This window comes from Paenibacillus glucanolyticus (assembly GCF_037333485.1).
GTDB classification, from domain to species: domain Bacteria; phylum Bacillota; class Bacilli; order Paenibacillales; family Paenibacillaceae; genus Paenibacillus_AQ; species Paenibacillus_AQ glucanolyticus.
Window position 1 is genome coordinate 5962403 of the sequence record NZ_CP147845.1, and the last position, 25246, is coordinate 5987648.

Annotated in this window: 26 protein-coding genes; 14 read left to right on the forward strand and 12 right to left on the reverse strand. The window is 51.0% G+C overall.

The window, feature by feature from the left end; genetic code table 11:
• The first annotated feature begins 349 nt into the window (after nt 1-349).
• Nucleotides 350-1009: a spore cortex-lytic enzyme gene (gene sleB / locus WDY75_RS27590; protein WP_063478495.1), complete on the forward strand. Its 660-nt coding sequence runs from the start codon at nt 350-352 to the stop codon at nt 1007-1009.
• A gap of 170 nt (nt 1010-1179) precedes the next feature.
• On the opposite strand, the gene WDY75_RS27595 is transcribed toward sleB, so the two are convergent.
• Complete coding sequence (locus WDY75_RS27595) at nt 1180-2244, reverse strand: lactonase family protein (protein WP_006207992.1); 1065 nt, start codon at nt 2242-2244, stop codon at nt 1180-1182.
• A 240-nt stretch (nt 2245-2484) separates the two neighbouring features.
• On the opposite strand from WDY75_RS27595, the gene WDY75_RS27600 reads away from it, so the two are divergent.
• The 4 genes from WDY75_RS27600 to WDY75_RS27615 all read left to right on the forward strand — a co-directional run bounded on the left by WDY75_RS27600 (nt 2485) and on the right by WDY75_RS27615 (nt 5109).
• Nucleotides 2485-3645, forward strand: a complete 1161-nt coding sequence (locus WDY75_RS27600) for a copper amine oxidase N-terminal domain-containing protein (RefSeq protein ID WP_063478494.1) — start codon at nt 2485-2487, stop codon at nt 3643-3645.
• Nucleotides 3646-3778: 133 nt separating this feature from the next.
• Entirely contained in the window at nt 3779-4153 is a 375-nt protein-coding gene (locus WDY75_RS27605) for a hypothetical protein (RefSeq protein ID WP_006207990.1), read from the forward strand.
• A 158-nt stretch (nt 4154-4311) separates the two neighbouring features.
• On the forward strand, nt 4312-4728 hold the full coding sequence (locus tag WDY75_RS27610; RefSeq protein WP_006207989.1) for a hypothetical protein: 417 nt from the start codon (nt 4312-4314) through the stop codon (nt 4726-4728).
• Nucleotides 4729-4899: 171 nt separating this feature from the next.
• A complete protein-coding gene (locus tag WDY75_RS27615) occupies nt 4900-5109 on the forward strand; it encodes a hypothetical protein (protein WP_063478493.1) in 210 nt (69 codons plus the stop codon).
• A gap of 2 nt (nt 5110-5111) precedes the next feature.
• Here the strand turns inward: WDY75_RS27615 and WDY75_RS27620 are convergent, their stop codons facing one another.
• The 3 genes from WDY75_RS27620 to WDY75_RS27630 form a co-directional block, all read right to left on the reverse strand.
• A complete protein-coding gene (locus tag WDY75_RS27620) occupies nt 5112-6509 on the reverse strand; it encodes a DUF4179 domain-containing protein (RefSeq protein WP_006207987.1) in 1398 nt (465 codons plus the stop codon).
• Nucleotides 6502-7032: a sigma-70 family RNA polymerase sigma factor gene (locus tag WDY75_RS27625; protein WP_063478492.1), complete on the reverse strand. Its 531-nt coding sequence runs from the start codon at nt 7030-7032 to the stop codon at nt 6502-6504. Before WDY75_RS27625 ends, WDY75_RS27620 begins: the two co-directional genes overlap by 8 nt.
• A gap of 219 nt (nt 7033-7251) precedes the next feature.
• Nucleotides 7252-7443 carry a hypothetical protein gene (locus WDY75_RS27630; RefSeq protein ID WP_006207985.1) on the reverse strand — a complete coding sequence of 64 codons (192 nt, stop codon included), beginning with the start codon at nt 7441-7443 and terminating at the stop codon, nt 7252-7254.
• A gap of 244 nt (nt 7444-7687) precedes the next feature.
• Here WDY75_RS27630 and WDY75_RS27635 point away from each other — a divergent pair, with 244 nt between their 5' ends.
• From WDY75_RS27635 to WDY75_RS27645, 3 genes are all read left to right on the forward strand, one after another.
• A complete protein-coding gene (locus WDY75_RS27635; RefSeq protein ID WP_063478491.1) occupies nt 7688-8407 on the forward strand; it encodes an MBL fold metallo-hydrolase in 720 nt (239 codons plus the stop codon).
• Nucleotides 8404-8979, forward strand: coding sequence for a TetR/AcrR family transcriptional regulator (locus tag WDY75_RS27640; RefSeq protein WP_036643796.1), 576 nt, complete (start codon nt 8404-8406; stop codon nt 8977-8979). Before WDY75_RS27635 ends, WDY75_RS27640 begins: the two co-directional genes overlap by 4 nt.
• Before the next feature lie 107 nt (nt 8980-9086).
• Nucleotides 9087-9578: a cytochrome c biogenesis protein CcdC gene (locus WDY75_RS27645; RefSeq protein ID WP_006207982.1), complete on the forward strand. Its 492-nt coding sequence runs from the start codon at nt 9087-9089 to the stop codon at nt 9576-9578.
• A gap of 150 nt (nt 9579-9728) precedes the next feature.
• Here WDY75_RS27645 and WDY75_RS27650 read toward each other — a convergent pair whose 3' ends face one another.
• A complete protein-coding gene (locus WDY75_RS27650) occupies nt 9729-10742 on the reverse strand; it encodes an NADP-dependent oxidoreductase (RefSeq protein ID WP_063478490.1) in 1014 nt (337 codons plus the stop codon).
• A gap of 60 nt (nt 10743-10802) precedes the next feature.
• Entirely contained in the window at nt 10803-11063 is a 261-nt protein-coding gene (locus tag WDY75_RS27655; protein ID WP_036643802.1) for a metal-sensitive transcriptional regulator, read from the reverse strand.
• Nucleotides 11064-11391: 328 nt separating this feature from the next.
• Here WDY75_RS27655 and WDY75_RS27660 point away from each other — a divergent pair, with 328 nt between their 5' ends.
• Nucleotides 11392-13140, forward strand: a complete 1749-nt coding sequence (locus WDY75_RS27660) for an alpha-glycosidase (protein ID WP_006207979.1) — start codon at nt 11392-11394, stop codon at nt 13138-13140.
• A 67-nt stretch (nt 13141-13207) separates the two neighbouring features.
• Here the strand turns inward: WDY75_RS27660 and WDY75_RS27665 are convergent, their stop codons facing one another.
• The 3 genes from WDY75_RS27665 to WDY75_RS27675 are packed head-to-tail and all read right to left on the reverse strand — an operon-like array spanning nt 13208 to nt 17399.
• On the reverse strand, nt 13208-14080 hold the full coding sequence (locus tag WDY75_RS27665; protein ID WP_006207978.1) for a UbiA-like polyprenyltransferase: 873 nt from the start codon (nt 14078-14080) through the stop codon (nt 13208-13210).
• 21 nt (nt 14081-14101) lie between these two features.
• Entirely contained in the window at nt 14102-15400 is a 1299-nt protein-coding gene (locus WDY75_RS27670; protein ID WP_063478489.1) for an aspartate aminotransferase family protein, read from the reverse strand.
• Complete coding sequence (locus WDY75_RS27675; RefSeq protein WP_006207976.1) at nt 15390-17399, reverse strand: peptidase U32 family protein; 2010 nt, start codon at nt 17397-17399, stop codon at nt 15390-15392. Before WDY75_RS27675 ends, WDY75_RS27670 begins: the two co-directional genes overlap by 11 nt.
• Nucleotides 17400-17639: 240 nt before the next feature.
• On the opposite strand from WDY75_RS27675, the gene WDY75_RS27680 reads away from it, so the two are divergent.
• From WDY75_RS27680 to WDY75_RS27700, 5 genes are all read left to right on the forward strand, one after another.
• On the forward strand, nt 17640-18389 hold the full coding sequence (locus WDY75_RS27680; protein ID WP_063478488.1) for an alpha/beta fold hydrolase: 750 nt from the start codon (nt 17640-17642) through the stop codon (nt 18387-18389).
• A gap of 7 nt (nt 18390-18396) precedes the next feature.
• On the forward strand, nt 18397-18981 hold the full coding sequence (locus tag WDY75_RS27685; protein WP_063478487.1) for a TetR/AcrR family transcriptional regulator: 585 nt from the start codon (nt 18397-18399) through the stop codon (nt 18979-18981).
• Nucleotides 18982-19233: 252 nt separating this feature from the next.
• Entirely contained in the window at nt 19234-20181 is a 948-nt protein-coding gene (locus tag WDY75_RS27690) for a helix-turn-helix domain-containing protein (protein ID WP_006207973.1), read from the forward strand.
• Between the two features lie 151 nt (nt 20182-20332).
• Nucleotides 20333-21415, forward strand: coding sequence for a Gfo/Idh/MocA family protein (locus tag WDY75_RS27695; RefSeq protein ID WP_063478486.1), 1083 nt, complete (start codon nt 20333-20335; stop codon nt 21413-21415).
• A gap of 34 nt (nt 21416-21449) precedes the next feature.
• A complete protein-coding gene (locus tag WDY75_RS27700) occupies nt 21450-22289 on the forward strand; it encodes a hypothetical protein (protein ID WP_063478485.1) in 840 nt (279 codons plus the stop codon).
• 135 nt (nt 22290-22424) lie between these two features.
• On the opposite strand, the gene WDY75_RS27705 is transcribed toward WDY75_RS27700, so the two are convergent.
• Genes WDY75_RS27705 through WDY75_RS27715 form a run of 3 tightly spaced genes read right to left on the reverse strand, consistent with a single transcriptional unit; the run spans nt 22425 to nt 24789 of the window.
• A complete protein-coding gene (locus WDY75_RS27705) occupies nt 22425-23159 on the reverse strand; it encodes an ABC transporter permease (protein WP_036643816.1) in 735 nt (244 codons plus the stop codon).
• A gap of 2 nt (nt 23160-23161) precedes the next feature.
• Complete coding sequence (locus WDY75_RS27710; protein WP_063478484.1) at nt 23162-23878, reverse strand: ABC transporter permease; 717 nt, start codon at nt 23876-23878, stop codon at nt 23162-23164.
• Complete coding sequence (locus tag WDY75_RS27715) at nt 23875-24789, reverse strand: ABC transporter ATP-binding protein (protein WP_063479733.1); 915 nt, start codon at nt 24787-24789, stop codon at nt 23875-23877. The genes WDY75_RS27710 and WDY75_RS27715 overlap by 4 nt, the downstream gene beginning before the upstream one ends.
• Nucleotides 24790-25246: the final 457 nt, after the last annotated feature.

Genomic DNA, 25246 nt, shown 5'->3' on the forward strand with positions numbered 1-25246 from the left:
TCCCCCTACTAATCTCTACTAAACAGGCCTTATGGCAAAAAAAGACGGAGGAAAGCTCGACAGAACAGAGTCAAACCGGCTTCATGCCGTGCCTGCATTGTCTTCGAGCGTTCCTCCGTCGATACGGTGAGAACAATATAATATAATTCCTACCTGTTTAGTATGTTATGTAGCTATTGTAATAAGTCCTCCCCCAGCTGTCAAACCTTTTTTTCAAAAAATTTCAAGTTCGTCACAACTCGGTCCACAGAACCATTTTTGGTGCCACTAACGCAGTCACTGCGCGATTTTCCATTTACTGATGGTTGTATGAAGCTGTTTCCATCCTTATAATTCAACCCCAAAGGAGATGATCACCATACGAAAGCAATCATGGAAAATAATTTCTGCTCTTTTCCTGAGTATCCTTCTGTTCATGCCCGCATTTGCCCAAACAACAGAGGCAGCTCCGCTGTTAAAGCCGGGCAGCGAGAACGGGGATGTCTGGGACCTTCAATATCGTCTGAAAACACTGGACTTCTACACGCAACCGCTGGATGGCAAATATGGAGCTAACACAAAAGCAGCCGTTACGCGTTTCCAGAAGGAATACGGGGTGCCCGCTGATGGAATTACCGGTGCACAAACCTGGAGACAGCTGAAAAAATATACGTTAAATCAATCCGAGATGGATATCATGGCAAAAGTCATATACAGTGAAGCCCGCGGTGAGCCCTACAAAGGACAAGTTGCTGTGGGAGCCGTTGTTATGAACCGCATTCAATCCGGCGAGTTTCCGAATGATATTCGGGGCGTTGTTTTTCAAAAGGGCGCTTTTACAGCCGTCGATGACGGCCAATACTGGCTAACGCCGGACCGAACCGCTTATCTCGCTGCAATGAATGCCGTCCGCGGATGGGATCCGACGTACGAATCCCTTTATTACTTCAATCCAAAAACAGCGACCAGCCAATGGATCTGGTCCAGACCGCAAGTGGTGCAGATCGGCAATCACATCTTTGCTCATTAATCCACTGAATGATTAAACACCTGAATTGCTGCAAGCATCGCTCTGGCGAATGTGAACGCTGCGATTTGTAATCAGGTTATCAGGTATACAACAAGGGCTGCCACTCGGCAGCCCTTCTCGTCTTGTTCTATTGTTTGTCTGGTGCACAATTCATGCTAGCTTAGCAGCTCTTATGCCTTCGCTTTCTCAACGGGACAGATGCACACCGGACGTGTCACTTCTAATGTATAGCCTGTAGAGACCAGATTGCCAGTATCCGGATCGATCCGGTAACTTGCGATCAGGCCATTGTCCTGATTCGCCGCAAGCAGGAAGCCATCCGGCAGAATATTAAAATGGCGCGGCGTTTTACCGCCGGAAGACACCCAATTGACTGCACGAAGCGTACCGGCTTCCTGATCGATTACATACTGCACGATGCTGTCATGCCCCCGATTGGAAGCGTACAGATAACGACCGCAAGGAGACACCAGCAGATGCGAGGAGGTGTTGCTGTCCATCACAACGTCCTCCGGTAGGGTGGAAATATGCTGCAATATTTTCAAATCCCCGAACGTTGCATCGTTGGCATAAGCCGTTACCGTACTGTTGAGCTCATTCGTGCCGTATACCCACTTGCCTGACGGATGAAAGGCAACATGCCGCGGCCCCGAGCCCGGCGGCAGACTGATCTCGCGGTGGGTCACGAGTTTGCCGTCCTCCAGACGGTACAGATTCACATCATCCATGCCCAGATCACTGACTACGATATATTGGTTCAGCGGGTCTTCAAATATCGAATGCGGATGCGCCTCCGATTGACGGTCATCCCGGAGCCCGCGTCCGCTGTGCTTGATTTTGGAAGTAATCTCCCCTACCCTGCCGTCTTTCTCCAAAGCAAGCACCGAAATATGTCCATCGCTGTACCCTGTCGTGAGCAGATACTTCCCGCTGGACGTACGAGAGACATGGCATGCCCCGGATGAACCGGTGGACTGAACATTCAGCAGGGTCAATTCACCGTTCACCAGATTGGCCGAATAAGCAGACACATCGCTTTCACCCTTCTCGCTGGCCGCATACAGCACGGAGATGGAGTCGTCAAAATCAAGATACGTCGGGTTCTCTATGCCAGCCGTTCCGCCCAATAGACGCAGCTCGCCCGTTCCCCGATCCATCGCCCCCCAATGAATTCGATTCTCTTCCTCTGAACCATAGGTTCCTATGTAAAATATCAGTTCCTGTCCTGCTGTCATGTGCTCCACTCCTTTGTTTAATGAATTGGGCCGGTTGACCCGGCCTGACTCTTACTATGTATTACCCAGCGGAGCCTCATGCTTACCCGACTTTTTACAAGTGGTTCCGGCAGGCAACCGTCTCCTGGTTACTACCAATAATTACTTGCAAAGAAATGTATTGCTACCGTTGGTTTTATCATGTACGATTACCACAATTACCTCTCTATTCTATCATTCGTTGAAGGAGATGACAGCAAATTGAAGAAAAAAATCAGCCTGCTGGCTATCGCATTCCTGTTCCTGTTCGCAAGTGCGGCACAAGCTGCTCCGGCGAAGAATCAGGGGAAAATCCGGGTCTACCTCGATAACCAGGAAATCAAGTTTCAGGCAGCGCCTATTATGAAGAACGGGGTCACCTTCGTTCAATTCCGTCCTTTGTTCCAGGCATTGGATTATAAGGTCAATTGGAACAGCGCCAACAAGCAGGTGACAGGTACATACCTCGATCAGAAGCTTCAAATGACCATCGGCCAGAAGACCGCGTATGTCAATGGAGTCAAAACCTCGCTCCAGATCGCACCCTTTACCGATGCCGGCAACACGCTGGTGCCCCTTCGTTTTGTAGCTGAAGCTACAGGGCTGCCAGTGAAGTGGGATGCCAAGGCGCGCACCATCAAGATTGACCGCGAAGGCGCAATCGACAAAGCCACCGATGAGGTGAAGAAGCTTTACCACGCACTTGAAGAGGCAGGAAATGCCAAGAAATTGGATGCCGCAATGGCCTTATTCCATTCGAAGTCTCCTGTTCTTGCGAAGACCAAAGAAGGCTATCAGAACCAATTCAAATACGACCTTCATGTATCGAGTGATGTATGGGAAGTAACGGTAGCGGGAACATCAATCCACGCATTCACCAGCGTTACCCTTGAGCGCAGCAGCGGCCCTTTTACATGGGATGTTACACTCCATTACGAGAATCTCCTGAAAAAGGATGCGTCGGGTGCCTGGAAAATCTATGATCTGAATCAATATGATACGGAATATCTGGCAGGGGATAATCTGCTCGATGCGAATCCGAAGGTGCCGGAAGCAGAACTGAAAGCCATCCGCGAATCCATTGACACGCAGTACAAGGGCTTCAATGAAGAGAATGGTCCCCTGCTCATGTCCGTTATTCATCCGGACTCGGCATTCTATGAGATGTTCCAGAACAGCATTGCTGAAGGCATCTTCGATGAAGTGAATTTCAACCTCACAGCTGAAGTTGTCCGTCCGGTCTTCTTCCAGGGAGAGGAAACCGTAGTCTACATCGAGGAAACCGACGATGCGGACGGGGATATCATCAACACAACTTCACTCTACTGGCTTAAAAAAACAAACGGCCAATGGCTAATCTATGATGTGCTGGAGCTTGAATAGAATCTGAATCACAATAACCGATGATCCTCGCAAGGGTCGTCGGTTTCTTTTTTTTGTTAAATCTTCCTCCATCCAGGTCTACTTCACCACAGGTGACATATATCATAGTAGTCATGCATTTAGGAGGGATTGTATGGGTGTCAAATTAATCAGGATTGCTGCGGTTTACTTTGTGCTCGGGGTGCTGCTTGGCATGTACATGTCGATATCCCACAGCTATGATTACGCCTCTGTTCACGCACACGTCAACCTGCTGGGCTGGGCGTCTCTGGCTCTTGCAGGCGTTATCTATCATCTGTTCCCTGCAGCCGGGGAATCGACCGTTGGCAAAGTGCATTTCTGGCTGCACAATATCGGTCTGCCTGTCATGATGATTGGTCTCGCACTACTGATGAGCGGTGTTGAATCCGTTGAACCGGTAATTGCGGTAGGTGGCGTTCTGGTAACGCTGGGCATTCTGGCTTTCCTCTATAATGTGCTGATCCACGTCAAGAGCAGCACGAAGTAGGATGAAGGTTAGGTATTGGACGATGTATTTGGAAGGATCACCCGAATAAGGGTGGTCCTTTTTCATGTTTTCTGGTGCTTCCCCGGCGGGAGATGGGTCATAGTTACCGAGTATTGGGTAAAAAGAGAATACCTTTCTCTTAGAAGGAGGCAACACACATGGAGACAAACACAAACACAGCAATTCAAGTCCAGTTCCACTGCCGTCAGTGTCAAACTGATATCCGGGTTGCGTTCGAATCAGAACAGTTTAACACGGTCCACTGCCCGCAGTGCGATTTCAGCTATTCACTCATGAAACCTACGATAGGTGAAGAAATATTGCTTGATTGGGAGAAAGAAGCCGTATTTCAAAAAATTCGGGCAGACCAAACCGAACATGACAAAATGGAGCTGATGCTCCTGGTCATTAAGGTAGTTGAGCTGCTGACCTGGCGGGATGAAGGGAATGGCCACATTCGGGCCATCGAGACGCTGCGTCAATGGCTGCTCCTTAACGGAGTACCCAAAGCTCTAATCGAGCTGCTCGATGCAAAGGGAACCGAAGGAAGCTCGCCTAACAAGCATAGGGAATAGCGCAATCAATCTACGATTTAGGATATAAAGAAACAAGAAAAGGAACTGCCCCCGTCATCAGGTCGGGCGGCAGTTCCTTTTGTGTCCAAGAGTCGTCCTTATAGCATGCTTGCAAATGTGGGACCATTCCAGATCATCATACGTAATTATGGTTAAAGGAGCTGATTATCCATGTTCAAATTCATGTTTACTGCGTTAATAGGCATTGCACTCATCGCGATTGGCATATATTCCATCCGACATCCGGATTCATGGTGGTTCAGAAGATCGAGAGATGACATTGAGCTCAGCGATTTGAGAATATGGTACTTAAAATTTGCTGGCAAAATGATCATCGCATTCGGTGCATTGGTTATTCTGATGAGCTTTCAGCATCTCTAATTTCATTGAATCGGCACCTCGAAGGCCTGCTCCATGACGCCAGGGTAGCTGCTTAGTGTGAACGTGAGCGGCTGAGGATATTCTTGCGGTTTAAGGTATATATACTGAGTAATCCTGCTTATTCCCGTATCGGAAGAAGAATGGGATGATGAGTTGACTCCCCCTGCATCCTCATTAATCATATGTTTGTTCCCCTCACCATCCACGAACTCGGGCTCAATCGATACACTGCCCATATGCCTGTCGGCCCGCTCTTCATATTCCAGTGTCAGCATATGCTTCGTATACTCTCCGAACTGAATGTCTCCATCCGGCGAACGGATTACTTTCCCCTTCTCCGTATCAACAACGAGCTGCATCGTGGAAGGGTCAACTGCCTGGAATCCGTCCGCCTTCAGCATGATTGATTCGGGTTTCTCCAATATATTGCTTTCGAAGAAATAAGTCATATCTCCTCCCCCGGCACCCGGCAAGAACGCGGAATCGCTGTTCAATCTGATCTTCTCACCGTTAACGACAGTCTCCAGATAAACACCCCACAGACCGGATACCTTCATGGTATTGCTTGACGGAATGTTGGCTTTCACAACAATTCCAGCCGGTGACAGAACGGCTTCCTTCAAGTAGAACCTCTGCTTCTCAATCTGCAGCATTTTGTTGATTGGAATCGTGGTGAGGTACTTCTGGGCAGTCTGTACATCAATGGAAACGTTAATATCGATCACCTGCTCGTTTTCCGCCGAGGATTCATAGACCGTATTCGTGGAATACGGGGCCAGGATAAAAGAAAAGGTCAGCTCCTGCGGCAGCGGGGTGTCCTCATTCGTCTGAACATCCAGTTGGGATCGGTGCAGCACACCGGGTGCCAGCTTGTTCCCTCCGGAAGAGCCCACACTGTAGGGCAGCGGATCGCTTGAGCCCGGATGCTTCAGTACGACCCTCTTCAAGTCGGCCGGATCCTCCGCCATATTCTGGACAGTATAAAATACGTCCATCCGCTGGGAGCCCACCAGCACCCCGTTCACGGTTACGGTGTAGTCTCCCTTTGTTACCGATTGATTAACCGGCTGAATCATTCCATATTTATTCGCCGTATTCAGCGTAATATCTTCGCCAAAATCAAACCCCGTCAGCGGCGGATACGGCCCTTGAGCCGCCATCTGCTCCTTCGGCTTCAATCCGCTCTCGTCCCCGCCCCATACTGCCAGCAGCAGCGCGGCCGCTACGGTTACCATCACCGCGGAGAAGGAAACCAAACGGGCACGAAGCCGCCGGTGGCGCCGTCCTCTCCGCATCCCGCTTCGAACCGCCGCGTCCAGCGCTTCATCGGTGACAGCCTCTGTGCTGACCTCCGCGGATTTATTCATCTCTTTCAGCATGCGCTCTTCCTTCTCAAACATGGAATATGGCACCTCCTGGCTCGATTTTCTGCCGAAGCAGCTTTAATCCCTGATGAAGCCGGGTTTTGACGGTCCCCTCAGGACAATCCAGAATTTTCGCGATATCGGCGATCGTCATGTCCTGGTAATACTTCAGAATCAACACATGGCGGTATTTGGGTTTCATGCGGCTGAGTGCCTGCTCCAGATCCAGCTTGCTGTCACTGACCATCTCGGCAGCCATCTCCTGGCTACGTACCTCCTCTACCGGCACCATGCGCTTTTTTCGTTTCTGCTCATCAACGCAGCAGTTAATCAATATCCGGATAAGCCAAGGAACAAACGCCTCCGAATGCTTCAGCTTCCCGCACTTCATCCACGCCCGGTATACCGTCTCCTGCAATACCTCCAGTGCGTCGCTCTCATTATGCAAATAACTGTACGCGATTGCGTATAAACGCCTGCGGTGCTCCGTTACGAGTGAATAGAATGCTTCTTCATCCCCTCTGCATGCCGCAGCGGCAAGCTCTTTATGATCCATCATGCGATATACCTTCCCCTCATCCGACCTGCCTCGTTATTCAATCACTGTATATAAGACTGCGGTGTGTTTCAAACGGTTTTTTTATTTTTCTCCAACCTCACTAGACAAACAAACAAAAGGCATCGTCTGACGACAAGTTTCAAGCCCCAGCGCATGCTGTCCCGAACAGGCACAAAAAAAGCCCACCCGGATAGGGCAGACCTGTATTTCATTCTTCGTTTAACTTCGTCTTCTGCGTATCTTGAAAAAGTAGTGGTATCCCAGATAGGCGATGCCGCATAACAGCAGCATAAGCGCAGAAATCCAAATGACAGGAAGCAAATATGGCGTGTGCTGGCTGGCTATATATAACAGTACAGCGGAGAAGGCATACATCACCATCAAAATAACGATGCGTTTGAAAATATCCATGTCGTCCGCCCCTCATTCTTCATAGTAAAACAATCTACAATTTTTTCCGATTATCTATCATTATGGTAACGCAAAACGATGAATATTGCACTCAAAATTTGGTAAATTTATAAAAATTTTAGCGATTTAATTGACAAATTCATGAAAATGTTACAATTCAGGCTTAATTTTAGGCTTGATAAAACTAATCATATTAGTTATAATACTAATATAATTAGTTTACGACGAAAGGGGAACTCTTTTTATGTTAAAAACTACGATAGAGCACGTGACCCAAATTTCTTTTCTTCCTCGTTTATTCCCGGTTAATGTCTACCTTGTTGAAGAAAACGACGGACTGACACTTATTGATGCCGGGATGTCTTTTTCCCAAAAAGGAATCCTTCAAGCTGCATCCGCTATAGGCAAACCCATAACCCGCATCGTATTGACCCATGCCCATGGTGATCATGTCGGAGCTCTCGACGGGTTAAAGAAGGAGCTTCCGGATGCCTCTGTCTACATCTCGCAGCGTGACGCCTTGCTCCTTAAAGGCAACGCCGAGCTCCTGCCTGGAGAGCAGCAAACTCCGATTCGCGGAGGGATCCCCAAGAACATAACCACGGTTCCCGATGTGCTGCTGAGCGGGGGCGATTCCATAGGCTCACTGAAAGCCATTGCATCCCCGGGTCATACACCTGGACATATGGCATTTCTCGATGAGCGCAGCGGTATCCTGATTGCGGGCGATGCTTGGCTAACCCGGGGCGGATTAGCTGTATCCGGCATGCTTAATCCCTTGTTTCCTTTCCCTGCCCTGGCTACATGGAGCAAAGAGCATTCGCTGCAAAGCGCCACATCATTGACTGCCCTGAAGCCCGCCGTTCTGGCTGTCGGCCATGGAAAAATGCTAACCAACCCAACCGCCAGCATGCAGCAGGCTGTTACGCAAGCGGAATCCGCTTTCAGGAGGAATACGAAATGAGCCCGAGACCCGGCATAGATCGACTCCAGCTGCTTCAATCCGCGGCCGAGCTCGCGGATCAGGGTGGGCTTCACGCTGTGACCTTGGCTGCACTTGCGGGTAAGCTTGGGGTTCGATCCCCTTCCCTGTATAATCATGTAGACGGACTTTCAGGTCTGCATGCCGCTCTGACGCTGCATGGACTGCAGACCCTCCACGAACAAATGCTGAAAGCTGTCGCCGGCCGCTCAGGTGAAGACGCGCTGCGTTTCGTATGCCTTACCTATGTTGACTTTGCAAGATCCCACCCCGGATTGTATGAAGCTGCGCTGCAGCCTCTACGCCCGGACCAGCAAGAGACGCAGCGCGTAGGGAATCAGATTGTGGAGCTGCTGCTGCGGATATTGACTCCTTACCAGCTTAGTGAGCCGGAGGCTCTGCATACGGTACGAACACTTCGCAGCCTTTGTCATGGCTTTTCCTCTCTGGAACGTTCCGGTCAATTCGCACTCGATCTGGATCTGGATGACAGCCTGAATTTCATGATCCGGATATTCATTGACGGGCTCCATCAACAGAACAGCCAGCGATGAAGCGCGGAACCTCTGCATTTGCCTGATTTTGCCTGGCATAAGAATGTGCTATAATCAGAAGAAGCACACTGTCGTGTCATCTTATTTATGGAAAGAGGTTCTGAATTGTGGTTGACTTCGATTCCCCAATTCTTCAAATAGGCTCTACGATCGCCATGCTGGTTATGGCCGTGACCGTGATTTTCATTCGGATGAAAGCGAGTCATCGTCCCGTAACCGTTAAGAAGATTATCATTCCGCCGGTTGCGATGAGCACCGGATTTCTGATGTTTGTAGAGCAGCAGGTCCGCATCCCCTTATGGTGGGCAGGAGCAGCCTTTTTGGTAGGCTGGTTCATCTTCTCCTATCCCCTGATCCGAAGCACGAAATTCGAGAAGGTCGAGGGACAGATCTTCATGCAGAAGTCGAAAAGCTTCGTCTACATCCTGCTTGGCCTGCTGGCTGTCCGGCTCCTGCTGCATGGATATATTGAGCAGCATATTTCCATCCCGCAGACAGCGGCGCTGTTCTTCATGCTGGCTTACGGGATGATTGTCCACTGGCGCATCTCCATGTATCGCCAGTATCAGCAATTCTCGACCCCGGAGGCTGCGATGTAACACGCTCTTCCAACACCATGACAGCAAAAAAAGAGTGCCGAATCACACTGAAGGAAGGCCAATGCCTTCTGGCCCCAAACTCCGTCTTGAGGAGTTTCCTGCAGGCCCCATGTGAATCTGGCACTCTTTTATATTGTAAAACAGAGGTTCCTACTTCTGTTCTTTGCTTACTTTCACCAGCTGTTTTCCCAGGTTCTCGCCTGTGAATAGCCCCAGAAACGCCTCCAGGGTCTTATCAAAGCCATCGACCACATTTTCGGCGTGTTTGATTCTGCCGTCTCTCAGCCATTCGGCCAGCTCATGCAGTCCCTCATTGTACCGGCTGGCGTAATCGCCAACCAGGAACCCTTTCATCAGCGCGGTATTGGTAAGCAGCAAGCTCTGAATTCTCGGACCTGTGTCCGGTTTCTCCAGATTATAAAGTGCGATTTGCCCGCAGATCGGGATCCGCGCGTTTTTGTTAATCAAGCGCAGGACCTGATCGGAAACGTCACCACCCACATTGTCAAAATAGACGTCAACCCCTTCGGGACAAGCCTCGACTAGAGCTGCCTTCAGATCATCCGTCCGATAATTGATCGCCGCGTCGAAACCAAGCTCCTCGGTCAGATACGTTGTCTTCTCATCCGAACCGGCAATACCGACCACCCGGGCTCCCTTGATCTTGGCAATCTGCCCCACAATCATGCCAACGGCACCTGCACCGCCAGATACAACCACCGTTTCACCAGCCTGCGGCTGGCCGATATCGAGCAGTCCAAAGTAAGCTGTCAGCCCCGTCATCCCGAGTACACCGAGTGCTGTCGATACGGGTGCGAGATCCGGGTTGACCTTACGCAGCGTCCCGGTGCTCACAGCGGCAAAGCGCTGCCATCCCCAGCTGCCTGTGACAAAATCGCCCTCCCGATAGGTCGGATCCGTCGATTCCATCACCTGCCCTACTGCGCCGCCTGCAATCACCTGTCCGACCTCATAGGGTTTGGCATAACTTTTGGCATCACTCATTCTGCCCCGCATATATGGATCAACCGATAAGTATACGGTCCGTACGAGTACTTCTCCCGCCTGCGGGACAGGCAAAGGCTGTTCCTCAAACGCAAAATCAGACTCATCCGGCATACCTTGCGGCCGCTTGGCTAGAATAATTCGTTCATTTACCGACATTTGAGTACCCTCCTTAAAAAAGCCGTTATCATACCTTTACCCATTTTGCCCGTTCACAAATTACCTGCTCTTTACAAGCAAATTCACGGCCTCCAGCACAAGCTTCTCCGTATCCTCACCGTTCTCCTCGGCCTTGCGTACACAATCCACCAGATTTGAGCTCACAACAACGCCAATGGTCCGGTCAATCGCCGTGCGTGAAGCGGATAATTGTGTGATGACTTCCCGGCAATCCTTGTTCTCTTCCATCATCTTCAATATCCCGCGAAGCTGTCCTTCAATCCGCTTGATCCGGTTTTTCATCTGATCATCGTACTGCATTTAATTTCCTCCTAAAATACCTGTCTCCATGTTCAGGCCTGTCCTTGTCTCTCCATTATACAACAAACCTCCGCTCTTTCCCCACAAGCCTATCGCTCCAGCCGGACCTCCGGTATCATTCGTTGTCATTCTTCTTGAATGTCCTACGAGGGGCTTGTATACGCTCACAGCCCATGGTATATTTTTAAAGAGCAAATGAAATCATCGACACCTGAGATTCCAAATTCATAATCTAAAGGCAATGTTATCTTACAAAGGTACAACCTCGGCTATTCATAGTCCTGGCTGTGCCTTTTTTTATTTTACTTAATCTAAGGAGGAATTATCGATGTTCTTGGAAGCCATCTATCACCGTCCGCGCAAAAACTGGTCTTATGCTTACGACGGAACGACCATCCATCTCAGAATCCGCACCAAAAAAGATGATATTACCGAGGTGTACGCGCTTGCTGGCGACAAATATTTATGGGATCAGACGATGGAATACATTCCGATGACCAAGCTGTCCTCGGATGAGATGTTCGATTATTGGGAGTGCGAGGCAACCCCTCCCTATCGCCGCCTGAAATACGGCTTTCTGCTCCAGCAGGGCCAGGAAAAGCGCTGGATGACCGAATATGATTTTCTGACGGAGCCGCCGGCCAATCCGGACCGCCTGTTCGAGTATCCGTTCATCAATCCGGATGACGTTTTCCAGCCGCCGGCATGGGTGAAGGACGCCATTTTCTATCAAATTTTCCCGGAACGCTTCGCAAACGGCGACACGAGCAATGATCCGGAAGGCGCCTTGCCTTGGGGCAGCGCAGAGCCAACACCGAAGAACTTCTTCGGCGGTGACCTTCAGGGTGTAATCGACCACCTGGATTATATTAGTGAGCTTGGGGTTAACGCGATTTACTTCACGCCGCTGTTCACGGCAACCACAAACCATAAATACGATACCGAGGATTACCTCGAAATCGATCCGCAGTTCGGCGACAAGGACACACTGAAGAAACTCGTGGACCTGTGCCATGCGCGCGGAATCCGCGTCCTGCTGGATGCGGTATTCAATCATTCCGGCAAAACGTTTGCCCCATTCGTTGACGTGCAGAAGAACGGCATGAACTCCAAATATAAAGATTGGTTCTACGTTCGTTCCTTGCCGCTGGAAGTCGTGGACGGCATTCCGACTTATGATACCTTTGCATTCGAACCGCTGATGCCGAAGCTGAATACGGAGAATCCGGAAGTCCGAGCTTATCTGCTGAAGGCGGCAGAGTACTGGATTAAGGAAACCGGCATTGACGGCTGGCGCCTGGACGTGGCCAACGAGGTGGGACACAGCTTCTGGCGCGAATTCCGTCAGGTTGTCAAGAAGGCCAACCCGGATGCTTACATCCTAGGCGAGGTATGGCATGAATCCTCGATCTGGCTCGAAGGCGACCAGTTTGACGCTGTCATGAACTATCCGTTCACCAACGCTGTTCTGGACTTCTTCATCAACCGCACCGCAGATGCGGAGAAGTTCTCCTTCATGCTTGGCAAGCAGCTTGCGGGATATCCAAGACAAGCCAGCGAAGTGATGTTCAACCTGCTGGACAGTCATGACACCGCCAGACTGTTAACGCAAGCCAGCGGCGACAAACGTCTGATGAAACTCGCCGCCATGTTCCAGTTCACGTATTTCGGCACGCCATGCATCTATTACGGCGACGAAATCGGCATGGACGGCGGGCACGACCCGGGCTGCCGCAAATGCATGGAATGGGATGAGACGAAACACGACAAGGACCTGTTTACGTTCTACCAAACGCTCATCAAGCTGCGCAAAGAGCATTCTGCCCTTCGGACCGGCAGCTTTAAATTCTTGCATGCCGAGAAGAACGGCGGCAAAATCGCTTACCTGCGTGAGGACGACAACGAAACGATCCTCATTGCCATCAACAACGATAAGGCCGGCAACACGATTACCGTCCCTGTACTGGATCCATCCTGGACCAACCTGTGGAACGGCGAGAGCCTTAATGCGAAGCAAGGCCAGCTGACCGTCAAGCTGCCAGCTTTCGGCTTCGCTATTCTGAAAGCCGGGAAGTAATAACAAAACTCCCTTTGATGCCATAACCCGATGTACGGGCTGGCAGTCAAAGGGAGTTTTTTTACTATCACAGCAGAAACTGATCAGCCAATGTAAAGAACAGAATCGTCATACTGATCACCTGATTCAGGTTGTAGGAGGCCAGATTCATCACCTTGCGGCTGGAGGGCTTTATGATACGATGCTCCGTGGCAAGCAGCAGCATGGAGATGATAATTCCTGTCAGATAGAGCCAGCCCAAGCCTTGGATAACATAAAGAGAGACCAGCAGCATAACCATAATGCCATGCAGCGACCTTGAAATGAGGAGAGCCCCTTTTAATCCAAACACGCCAGGGATACTGAACAAACCTGTATTACGATCGAACTCGATATCCTGTGTCGCGTAAATAATGTCAAAGCCTGCAATCCACAGCATCACAACCGTACCGATGATGAACGGGATTATGGCGAATTGCCCCGTTACGGCAAACCATGCCCCGATCGGAGCCGAAGCAATCGTAAAGCCCAGGTACAGATGGCACAACCACGTAAAGCGTTTTGTGTACGAATACGAGCAGATCAGTACAACCGCTACCGGCGACAGCACCAGACACAGCAGATTCAGCATGCCTGCTGCAAGGATGAAGATTGCAAAGTTAACGATGACAAACACATGAACCTCACGAGACAACAGGAGTTTTCTTGGCATGTGGCGGTTAGCCGTTCTCGGATTCGCAGCATCAAACTTCAAGTCGGCGATGCGGTTGAAGGCATTGGCCCCATTACGGGCAGCAACGAGTGCAACGAGTGACCACAGCATGACGCGCCAAGACGGGATGCCACCCGCTGCCCAGATCATGGAAATGATCGCAAAAGGCAGCGAGAACAGCGTATGGGAGAACATCACCAGCTCTCCGAACATTTTAGTCTTATGAACGAACTTATTGATCATCTGCATTAGGATATCACCCTCATCTGTTCACTTCTGGGATAACCCTGCAAGCGCGCTATCCAAGGAGATCAGCATCGCTTCGATTTCCTTCTCCGGGGTAACCATCGCCGGCTGAAAAGCAAGTACGTTTCGGCCCACGCCATTTTTGCCGATGATAAATCCTTCCTCCTTCATACGCTCCAGAAGCATATCCGTCCATGCTGCACTTTCCTGGTCCGACGCGCCGTGGATTTCGGCTCCCGCCATAAGACCCTTGCCTCGAACATCAGCGATAACGCCATATTTGTTCTGTAAGTCCTTCAAACCTTCGATGAGCCGGCTGCCGACTCGGCCGGACCGTTCAACCAAACCCTCCTGCTCGATGTAATCCAAGACAGCAAGCGCTGTTGCGGATGACACCGGATTGCCTCCGAAGGTCGATGCAGAAGGCCGATTCAGACTGGCGGCGATCTCATCCGTTGTGGAGAAGGCGCCGATAGGCACGCCATTGCCCAATGCCTTCGCCATGGTGAGAATGTCAGGCACAATGCCATAATGCTCGATCCCGAACATCCGTCCCGTACGACCGCAGCCTGTCTGAATCTCATCGGCAATCAGCAGAATGCCGTGCTGCTCCAGCATCGCCTTCAACTCGCGGAAATACCAATCCGGCGGCACGATCATTCCCCCGTTGCCTTGGATCGGCTCCACGATCATCGCCGCGAACGTGTCCCCCTTCTCCGCCAATACACTCGCTAATGCATCCAGAGAACGGCGTACGGCAGCTTCCTGATCCATGTCAGGATCATAGGGACGCGGAATAAACGTAGTCACATCTCCATCCAGGAAGTCGTCGGTACGCCACATGGGGATGCCTGTCACATTCATGGTCAGGAAGGTGCGGCCATGAATGCCGTATTCCAGCGCCAGGAAGTGGCGACGCTTCGTATGCAAACGTGCGACAAGCAGGGCGCCTTCATTCGCCTCGGACCCGCTGTTCACGAAGAACGTTCGCTTCAGATTCCCAGGCAAAATGCCGTCTGCCAACCGCTCCGCCAGCTCCACCATGGGCTGGGTCAGGTAGATGGTTGACGTATGCTGCAGCTTCTGGAGCTGCTCGATCGTACGGGCGGTAATGGCTTCATTGCAGTGACCGCAAGCAACCACCGACACCCCCGTAAAGAAGTCGACATATGATTTGCCATCATGACCGTAGAGCATATGCATTTTGCCACCGACAATCTGAGGCGGCTCCTTGTAGAAATTAGCGGTGCACGGGTAGCCGTACTGCCGACGCTTCGCCACGATAGCTTCCGGGCCGATATATGCTTGGTCCTCATGCGCCATGGAAACTCACCTCTTCGGATGGTTTCCGTTCTCCCTCACGCTGCATAACCGTGCCGAATTGCAGCGAACCCAGGGTATATCCGGCATAGATCGGCGTCATGCCTTCGAACAGCTTGCCGCATGAATTCAGATTCCGCGCAGCCTGGCAATACAACCGCACCAGACCACGAAGCTGCTCTGTCGTATACGTCTTCCCTTCAATGCGGAAATGATTCACGCCTGCTTCATGCAGTTCCTGCAGGAAAGGCATGTAGCACAGCTCCTTCGCCATAGCCAAGTGGTTCCGTCCAGCGGCATCGCGGTATACAGGGTTCTCCCCTTTATCGGTAAGCAGCACGAGATGATTGTTATCGACATACTTGTTATCTTCTTCCGCAATATACTCCATCTCTTCCGCATTAGCGTATAGATCATGCTCAAGATACATCACGATGGGCGATCCATGAACGATGATCTCGGTTGTAAATTCCGGATGCCGGAGCAGTTTCGTCAGATCGTTAAGCTGAAGCTCCAGCGACGGATGGATTCTGGTGATGCCAAAATGCTTCTGATAGAACGAAGCCGCCATATGGTTGTAAATGTTCAAGCTGAAATCGGCCATCATCGGCAGCTCCAGGGATTGGAACTTGTGCATGGCACCGATGTTGGAGACAAGCAAACCATCCAGCCCATAATGATTGTGCTCTTTGCCCTGCTTCAGAAAATGAGCATACTGCTCCATATGCAGCTCATCCATCATACGGGGCATGCCAAGGATAATCTTGGCGCTGCCTTTGTCCGCCGTTAAGGCTTCGATATCCTCACGGCCAAATGGAATATCCGACTGGAACACATCGCCTGCCAGGTAAATGGAACTTGCTCCTTCTTCCAATGCCGCGCGAGCCTGCTCCATATTGTTCACATGCACTGTAATTTCCGGAATCGCGGCGCTCTGCCGTTCCCGCTTCGCATATCGAAGCGATTCCTTCACTTGGATCAACCGCTCCTCCTTCATCTCACGTTCGGCGGTTGGCGTACTGAAAACCTTCCCCGTGCTGTAGAACTTGCCTGTCCCCTCATAACGGCGATTAATGAAATCGAGCCCCGGCTTGCCGAAGGCATATGCCGTCGTGAAATCGCGCTTTCGGTTCTTATGCAGCGTATCCGATCCCTCCTCGCGGTTGTAGCCCAGCGGATCCGCAATATAGCGATCGATTGCATCTCCGTAGGAATTAACGACCATTAGCAAGAAATCAATATCTCTCATCCGACCTTCAATCTTGAAGGACGTAATGCCGGACTTGATCAGCTCCGGAATATGCTCGTACATGTACATATCCTTCGCTGCAAGCGGATATTCAGTTGGATAGACGTAACCATCCTTCTTCACCCGGTAATCCCAGCGGCATGGCTTCATGCAGCGTCCGCGGCTGGAGCTGTTGCCGAACAGCATCGAGCTGTACAAGCAGTTCGCACCGTGGACCGTGCACATATCGCCGTGAATAAAATATTCGAATTCCATCCCGCTCTTGGCATGCAGCACTTCCGCTGTCTTCAGATCCATCTCCCGGGAAGCAACGATACGTGAAACCCCCAACGCTTTAACGGCTTCGATCATGTCCAGATTATGAACGTTCATCATCACTGAAGAATGAACCGGAATATTCGCATAGTTCATCTCTTGAATCAGAGGAAACACGGCCAGGTCCTGTGCAATGATTGCATCGGGGCCGATCTCGTTCAGGAAAGCAAAATAACGCTTCGCTTCCTCCAAATCCTCTTCATCCAACAGGTTATTCACGGTGATATAGGCACGCTTCCCGCGATCATGAGCCATTTGGACAGCTTCTCTGACCTCTTCGTAACTCAGGTTATATCCCTTGCGCATCATGCGCATGTTCAGGGAGGGTCCCCCGAAATAAACAGCGTCACAGTTTGCGTCAATGACGGTCTTGAATATCTCGAATGTTCCGGCAGGTGCCAACAGTTCCACTTCTTTACCGCTAAAATATCGAGCCACAGTCCGTTCCCCCTTAGGCTTTACATTTAATTTTCTCGATTGTAACATAATTCACATTCCATATAAGTGAATTAATTCACAGCGATATTCCATACTCAATGCTTCCTGAGCAGCACCTGAATCGGGTGCGTAACTCCTGATTATGTATTTCCATTTTTATATTGACCGACCGTTCATTCAATAATAAAATAAACCTATCAAGACAGTAGAATAAATGTAAATCAACTGGAGGATATTCTAATGGATCTGCATTACGAAGTGTATGGAAATGGAAAGCCTGTCGTCCTTATTCACAGCGGTGGAGCGGATATGAGGGATTGGAGCTCGGTTGTGCCTCTATTATCGGAGGACTTTCATGTTATTGCCTTTGACGGTCGCGGAGCCGGCCGATCTCCTTCCCCCATCGAACCTGCCAATTACGTGCAGGATTTGTTATCTCTCCTTGATCACCTGAATATTCCTCAAGCTGCGGTTGTTGGTCATTCCATGGGCGGGCAGATTGCAACAGAGTTCGCGATCCAATATCCTGAAAGAGTGTCGGAACTGATTCTCATTGCACCTGGCCTGTCCGGTTTTCCCTACTCTGAGGAAATGCAAGCTTACATGCTGCGGGTAAGCGCAGCCGCCCCAGATATCGAGAAAATGATCGAACTGTGCATAGAGCCCCCTTCCTATGAGATAACGAGAAACCATGCCGAGCGGGGGCTTATGATCCAGATGCTGCGCCACCATTTTGAGCATACCTTTACCTGGGCTACCTTTGACTCGGTTTGGCCGGAACCGCCGGCGATGGAGCGTTTAGAAGATATCTTTGCCAAAACGCTCTTTATCATAGGCGATCATGAAATGTCCGATAACCGGCAGGTAGGAGAACAATTTCGGAGGGTTCCGGGCGCTCGCTTTGTCACTATCTCAGAGGCCGACCATATGCTCACACTAACGCATCCGAATGAATTATCCCGACATATCATCCAATTTGTGAAGGACTGAAGGTTTCATGCCACGTACACCAAGCGAGAACGAACGCATACGCCAAATCGCGAAGGATAGGATTCAGGAAGCCGCCATGGATTTATTCATACATCAAGGCTACCATGCGACTTCCATCAGCGATGTAGCCAAACATGCGGCAATATCCAAGGGACTGCTCTATAACTATTTTTCAGGAAAGGAAGCGCTGCTGGCCGCCATGGTTGAGGATCGCGTTGCAGGTGTGGCCAAGGTTATGGAGGATGCCGCTTCGCTTAAAACTCCTGCAGAACAGCTGAGGTTCATCATTGAGCATGCGATCGACAACGTCTATCAGCAGCCGGAAGTCTTCCGATTCTACCTGCATCTTCAAACCCAGCCCGAGGCCGACCAAGAGTTGATACCTTACGGCAAGCGTCTTGTGGAAGAAGCCGCCCGGCAATTTGAGATTCAATGCGGAATCTTCCAGATGCTAAGGGTCCCCGAGCCGCGTAAACGTTCCATGTATTTTTCTTCTACACTTCAAGGCATTATGCTCATGATATCCACCTATCCCCAGCAATTCCCTATAGAAGAAGTGAAGGAGCAGATGCTGAAGGAGTTTTGCTCGTAAAGGAAAAGAGCCGCGGATTTCCCGTATTTTTGGAATCCGGGCTCTTTATCATGAAGCTATAGCTCCTCATCTACTTTCGCCAGCCCACACTTTCTCAAAATCCTCATCGTATCCTCACCTCTAAACATTCAGACGCATCACTCTGACCACAGGAATCCGCTAACTTTTTCAACTTTTCCTCTTCCTTCATGTAATGAATCAGTTATGCTATGAATAACAGGATCTTACACGAGCGCGGGGAGGGAACGAATCATGGCTATTCACTGGCTGGAACCGGATATCGCCGAATGTACCCGGAAAGGTATCGCCTACTTTACATCGGAGCTGGAAATGACAAACGGCCTGCCTTGCAAAATGTACCGAATTACCGAGAAGTTCGGGAGTTTGTCCGATCATATGCACGATTATCTCCAGATCTGGTATGTCAGCAAAGGTGAATTCATCCACACCCTCTATGGACAGAAATACCGAATGGTCCAGGGAAACATATTCGTTCTTCCTCCATATAGCGTCCATCGCGTGGAGATGATACCGGGGAAAGAGCTGGAGGTGCTCGGCTGCGAATTCATGCCTGCCTTCATTAATGAACGACTCGACGGGAAGCCAGCTGAGCCGAATCTGTTTGACCTCTCCTTCATCGAGCGTTTTATAACTACGGAAGACAGCGTTCCGCTCAAGATTACCTTGACCGGCAGCAGCGATCTGGCCGTGAAGGAACTGCTTACCGAAATGCTGGCCGAGTACGGAAGCCGGGGTCCATTCTTTGATATTTTGCTAAAAGCCAATCTGCTGAAGCTGCTGGCGATCTTGAACCGCGAGCATGCCGACCAGGGCAAGCTTAAATCGTCAAGCTCGAGCAGCGACCCGTACCGGGAGCCCATCCTGGAATCGGTCCAGTATATTCATGACCATTATGACCAGCCCCTGTGGCTGGAGGAACTGTGTGCCCGGACGATGATGTCCCGGACGAATTTTTGTCGCCGGTTCAAGGAAGTTACCGGCCGGACCTTCAGTCAGTACCTGGCCAATTACCGGATACGAATGGCGATGCGGCTGCTGACGGAGCCCGAACTGACGATAACCGATGTATGTTTCAAGGTCGGTTTTAACGAGCTTTCCTACTTCTGCCGCATTTTCAAGAAGTATACGGGAACGACTCCTGCTTACTACAAAAAGAACGCATTTAAAACCGTTGACTAGCGCCCTCGGTACGATAATCCAATAAATAAACACGATAGTGAAATCGAATAGATCGTTCCCATGCTATACTCTGGGCAAGCAAGAACGAAGAATCGAGTGACAAGTCCCTGTAATCACTGCATCATCAATCCACGATTTTGGAGGAGAACCGATGAACAAAATTACAATTGCCGTGATTGGCTGCGGTACGATTGCAAACAGCGCCCATATTCCCGCCTACATAGCCAACAAAGACGCCGAAATCAAGTATTTCTGCGATATCGCGAAGGAACGGGCCGATGCTGCCGTAACGAAATACGAGTGCGGCCAGGCCATTGAGGATTACAACCAGATCCTGAATGATCCCGAAGTGGATGCCGTATCGATCTGTACGCCGAATGATGTGCATGCATCCATCACCATGGATTGTCTGCGGGCAGGCAAACATGTGTTATGCGAAAAGCCCGCCGCCCGTACCTACAACGAAGCTCTGGAAATGCAAAAGGTTCAGCACGAAACCGGCAAAACCCTCAATATTGGGGTGGTCAACCGCTACAATGAAAGCGTAAACAGAATCAAGAAAATGATTCAGAACGGTGATCTCGGCGAGCTGTATCACGTATATGCCAGCTTCCGCTCCCACCGCTCGATTCCGGGTCTCGGCGGGGCCTTCACAACCAAGGCCATCGCCGGCGGCGGCGCGCTGATCGATTGGGGCGTTCACTTCCTCGATGTCGTGATGTACTGCACAGGCGACCCGAAGCCGAAGACCGTGTCCGGGCAGGCTTACTGCAAGCTGGGCAAGGATATGGAGAACTACACCTTCCTTAAAATGTGGGCAGGTCCTCCGAAATATGAAGGCACCTATGATGTCGACGATTTTGTCACCGCTCTGGTCCGCACCGAGGGCCCAACCATTTCCCTGAACGGCGCATGGGCGCAAAACATCGGCGCCGAAGAGATGTTCATCGACTTCCTCGGGGACAAAGGCGGCATACGGCTGAAGTATGGCGCAGACTTTACCTTCTACACTACGGAGGACGGTGCCTTGATTGAGACAACGCCAAAATTCAACCTCGGCAGCATGTTCCAGAATGAGATCGATAGCTTCATTCAGTGCATTCAAACCGGGGAAAAACAGCCGTCGCATATCGATACCGTCATCCTGTCCTCCCAGATTATCCAGGCGATCTACGATTCGTCCGACCAAGGGGCGGAAGTTTCGCTGCAACCCGTAGCCCAGAACAGCCATTAACCTATAGTTCGAAGCCAGGGAGGCCTATTTTACCATGAAAAAAATCGGATTCATCGACCTGCATCTGGACCAATTCCATGCGAATAAATATCCTGGATGGATCGATCAGGCTACAGGAAGTGCCATGAAGGTCGTTTACGCTTACGGCAAAAGAGATAAAGAGAACGGGCTCACAAACGCAGCCTGGTGCAAGGAGAATGAAATTGAGCTGCTGCCCGCTATCGAGGACGTGGTGGAGCGCAGTGATTACCTGATCGTGCTGTCCCCGGATAACCCGGAGTTCCATGAGGAGCTGTCCCGGCTTCCGCTGCAATCCGGCAAACCGACCTATATCGATAAAACGTTCGCTCCTGACCGAGAGACAGCGATCCGAATGTTCGATCTGGCCACAGCCCACGGAACGCCGATGTATTCAACGTCTGCCCTTCGTTTTGCCAGTGAGTACACGGAGCTGGACCGGAGCGGCATTCAGACCATTAGCAGCTGGGGGCCCGGCGGATTCGCCAACTATTCGATCCATCAAATCGAACCCGTGGTCCGTTTGATGGGAGCAGATCCGAAGAGGGTCATGTTCGTTGGTACACCGGACTCTCCTGCCCTGCTCATCGATTACGGTAACGGACGACAAGCTGCCGTGAATCATCTTGGGGAGAATTGCCCTTTTACTCTAGGCATTAAAAATGAAGATGGCAGCTTCAAGCAGGTCACCGCCAATTCAAATTTCTTTGCCTTGTTCATCGAGAATCTGGTAAATTTCTTCGAAACGGGCAAGCCTGCCGTTGACCCGGCTGAAACCATTGCCGTCATTACCATCATCGAATACGGATTAAAGGCAGCCGCCAACCCTTATGCGTGGGTAGAGCTGCCGAATTAGCAAGGGTTCGCTTCAACCATAGCAAGATAGCGTAAAGAGCTGCTCCAGCAGGCCATCAAGGACCTGGGGCAGCTCTTTTATCATTGGTGAACGCTTCTTCTCGGAATGCATCCGCTGCACTCCGGTTAGGAGTAATCACACTTCCTTGCGCTGAAAATAGATGAATCCTCCGAGGAAAAATAACAGAAACCCGCCAACAATCACGATCATAAGGCTCTCAAACGGAATATTGAAGGCGCCGAAATCGGCTTGACCCGCTGGCATCATCGCAAGAAACGGCTGCGTCCACGGATAATAAGGGGCATACGTCTGCGAGTTAGCCACCAAGATGTTCGGGATGGTGAATACAACGTTTAGTGCCAGCGGTGCGGCAAAGCTGCTCCAGGCCGTGGAAACACCAAGCTGAAGCGCGGCAAGCGGCAGACAAGCAACCCAGCCACCCACCAGGCTGCGCAGCAGCATCTCCCAAGGAATCGGAGCCTCGATCCTATGGAACCATCCAGCTCCCATGACAGCCACCAGAAACAGTACTTGCACGGCAGCAAGCAAGATAGCCACCACCGTGAATTTGGCAGAATAGACGACGCCACGCGACACCGGCAGGACCAGCAGCTGCTTCCATCCCCCACCGGTATGCTCGTAGCGGCACACCATTGCACTGAAAATCCCGGTCATGATCGGGAGCAGCAGCATCGCATGCAGAAAACACATCATGGATAGCAAATACTCCCATGGGGCTCCCTGGATCGGATTGCCACCTAGAATCCCCAGCATCAAAACCAGTACCCCATTCAGCAGAATCTGCGGCCATAATTTGGACTTCGACAGCTTGAGCCACTCTGCGGATATTGCTCTTGTATAAGACGCCATCTCTAGTCCACGTCCTTCCGGTTGAAATGTATGAGTCCAACTGCAGCAATGACGGCCCCAAGCAGTAAACCCGCTCCTATAAATGTCGCTTTTTCAGGACCGCTGTAAGCGAGCAGCGGCCATTTCAGCGGCACCCAATCCGGAAACTCCATGGCAAACATGGATACTACCGAAGCGGTAATGCCTATCGCCGAGGATATCCCTTGATTCTTGAGTGTCAGGCTTAGCCATAACTGAAAAGCCAAGACCGGCAGCGAGGCGAACATAGGCAAGAACCCAATACGCATCAGATCCATATACGGCATGCGATCCGCACCCATTCCTAGCAGCATGCCAAGCACGGCGACACTTACCGTCAGCAGGGTACAGGATACGCAGAGTATCAAGAAGGCCTGCACGAATTTTGCACTGAATACAGCGGTTCTTGAAATGGGTAATGCCAGCAGCTGCTTCCACGAGCTGAGCTGATGCTCCACGTTGGCCATCAGCGAGCAGATCAGCGTAATGCCCAGGAACAGGGCGATGGGAACAAAAAACGCAACATTCTCCAGCAGCCCGCCCCAGGGATCTGCCGCATACGATTTCATCAGATAATCATACCGAAGTCCAAAGTTCAGCCCTTGCATCGCCGCCAGTCCGATGGGACCGAGCGCCGCGAGAAACCAGATGCCTTTGCCCCTTATTTTCAGCCAATCGGCGGACAGCGCACGGAACATCATATCCGGCTTCCCTCCCCTACGATCTGCATGAAAATATCCTCGAGTGACCTCCGCTGCTCCTCGACACGGTACACGGCATGCTGATTCTCAACGAGCCGCTTCACGAGCAGGGCGACCTTGGCATCCTGCATACTTTCCAGCTCCAGCACATGGTCTCGCAGCACCCCTTGGCAGCCCAGGTCCAGCGCCAGTCCGAGCGCAGCCTCCGGCTCCGATACCGACAATCGGAACCCGCTGGATGCGGTGGATACCAGATGGTCGATGGTATCCTGGAACACCATCCGGCCGTCACGGATGATGCCGACTTTATCGGCCATCTGCTCCACCTCGCCCAGCAGGTGACTGGATACCAGCACGGTAATGCCGTATTGACGCGGCATGTTTTTGATCAGCTCCCGGATTTCATGAATGCCGGATGGATCAAGACCGTTGGTCGGCTCATCCAGGATAAGCAGCTCCGGATTGTTGAACAAAGCGGCTGCAATGCCAAGACGCTGCTTCATCCCAAGGGAGTATCCCTTGACCGGTCGCTTGGCTTCCTTCGTCAGGGAGACAATCTCCAGTACTTCCGCGATGCGGGACTTCGGCCCGCCGGTGATCCGGCGAATCGCCTCCAGATTCTCAATGGCCGTCAGATGACCGTAATAGGATGGGTATTCCACGAGAGATCCTGTCCGCTGCAAAATGTTCATTTTCTCGCGCTTCAAATCCTTGCCAAACAAATGAATCGCCCCGCGCGTGGGCTGGATCAGTCCAAGCAGCATGCGAATGGTCGTTGTTTTCCCTGCGCCATTCGGTCCCAGGAAGCCGTAGATATCGCCGCGGGCAATCTCCAGGTTCAAATCCACGACTGCCGCGCGTTTTTTATATATTTTATATAAGCCTTTCGTTTGAATGACGAGTTCCGTCACGTTCATCACCTCAGGTATACATCCTACATGGCCAAGGTTAAATGCCGGTCGACCTGAAGTTTAAATTTAATTTAAAAAAAGTTATGCATGAGTGATTGCGTGCTGTTCAAACCGCTCCGGGACCGGACCGCTGTTAAATCCGGGAAGCTGAGTTTGTCCAGAGGGGGTTTACCGGATTTAAAGGCGAACGCTTCGCTTCTCCAGCAACAATTCCGTTCCCTACGCCGATGCTTTTGCGCTTTTGCACGAATACAAGAGGCACTTCACTAAGCAGCGCTCATTAGTAATCCTGCATCCATGCCCATCGACTCGGAAATACTATCAGCGAGTGCCCGAATATGATATAATCACTTTGCCGAAACGCTGATTGCGTCCGTACAGGGGGGCTACCTGACGCTGATGATGGCATGCCAATCACTCTGCTCTCTCATAGGTAGATTAATCGTTACGATGGGGG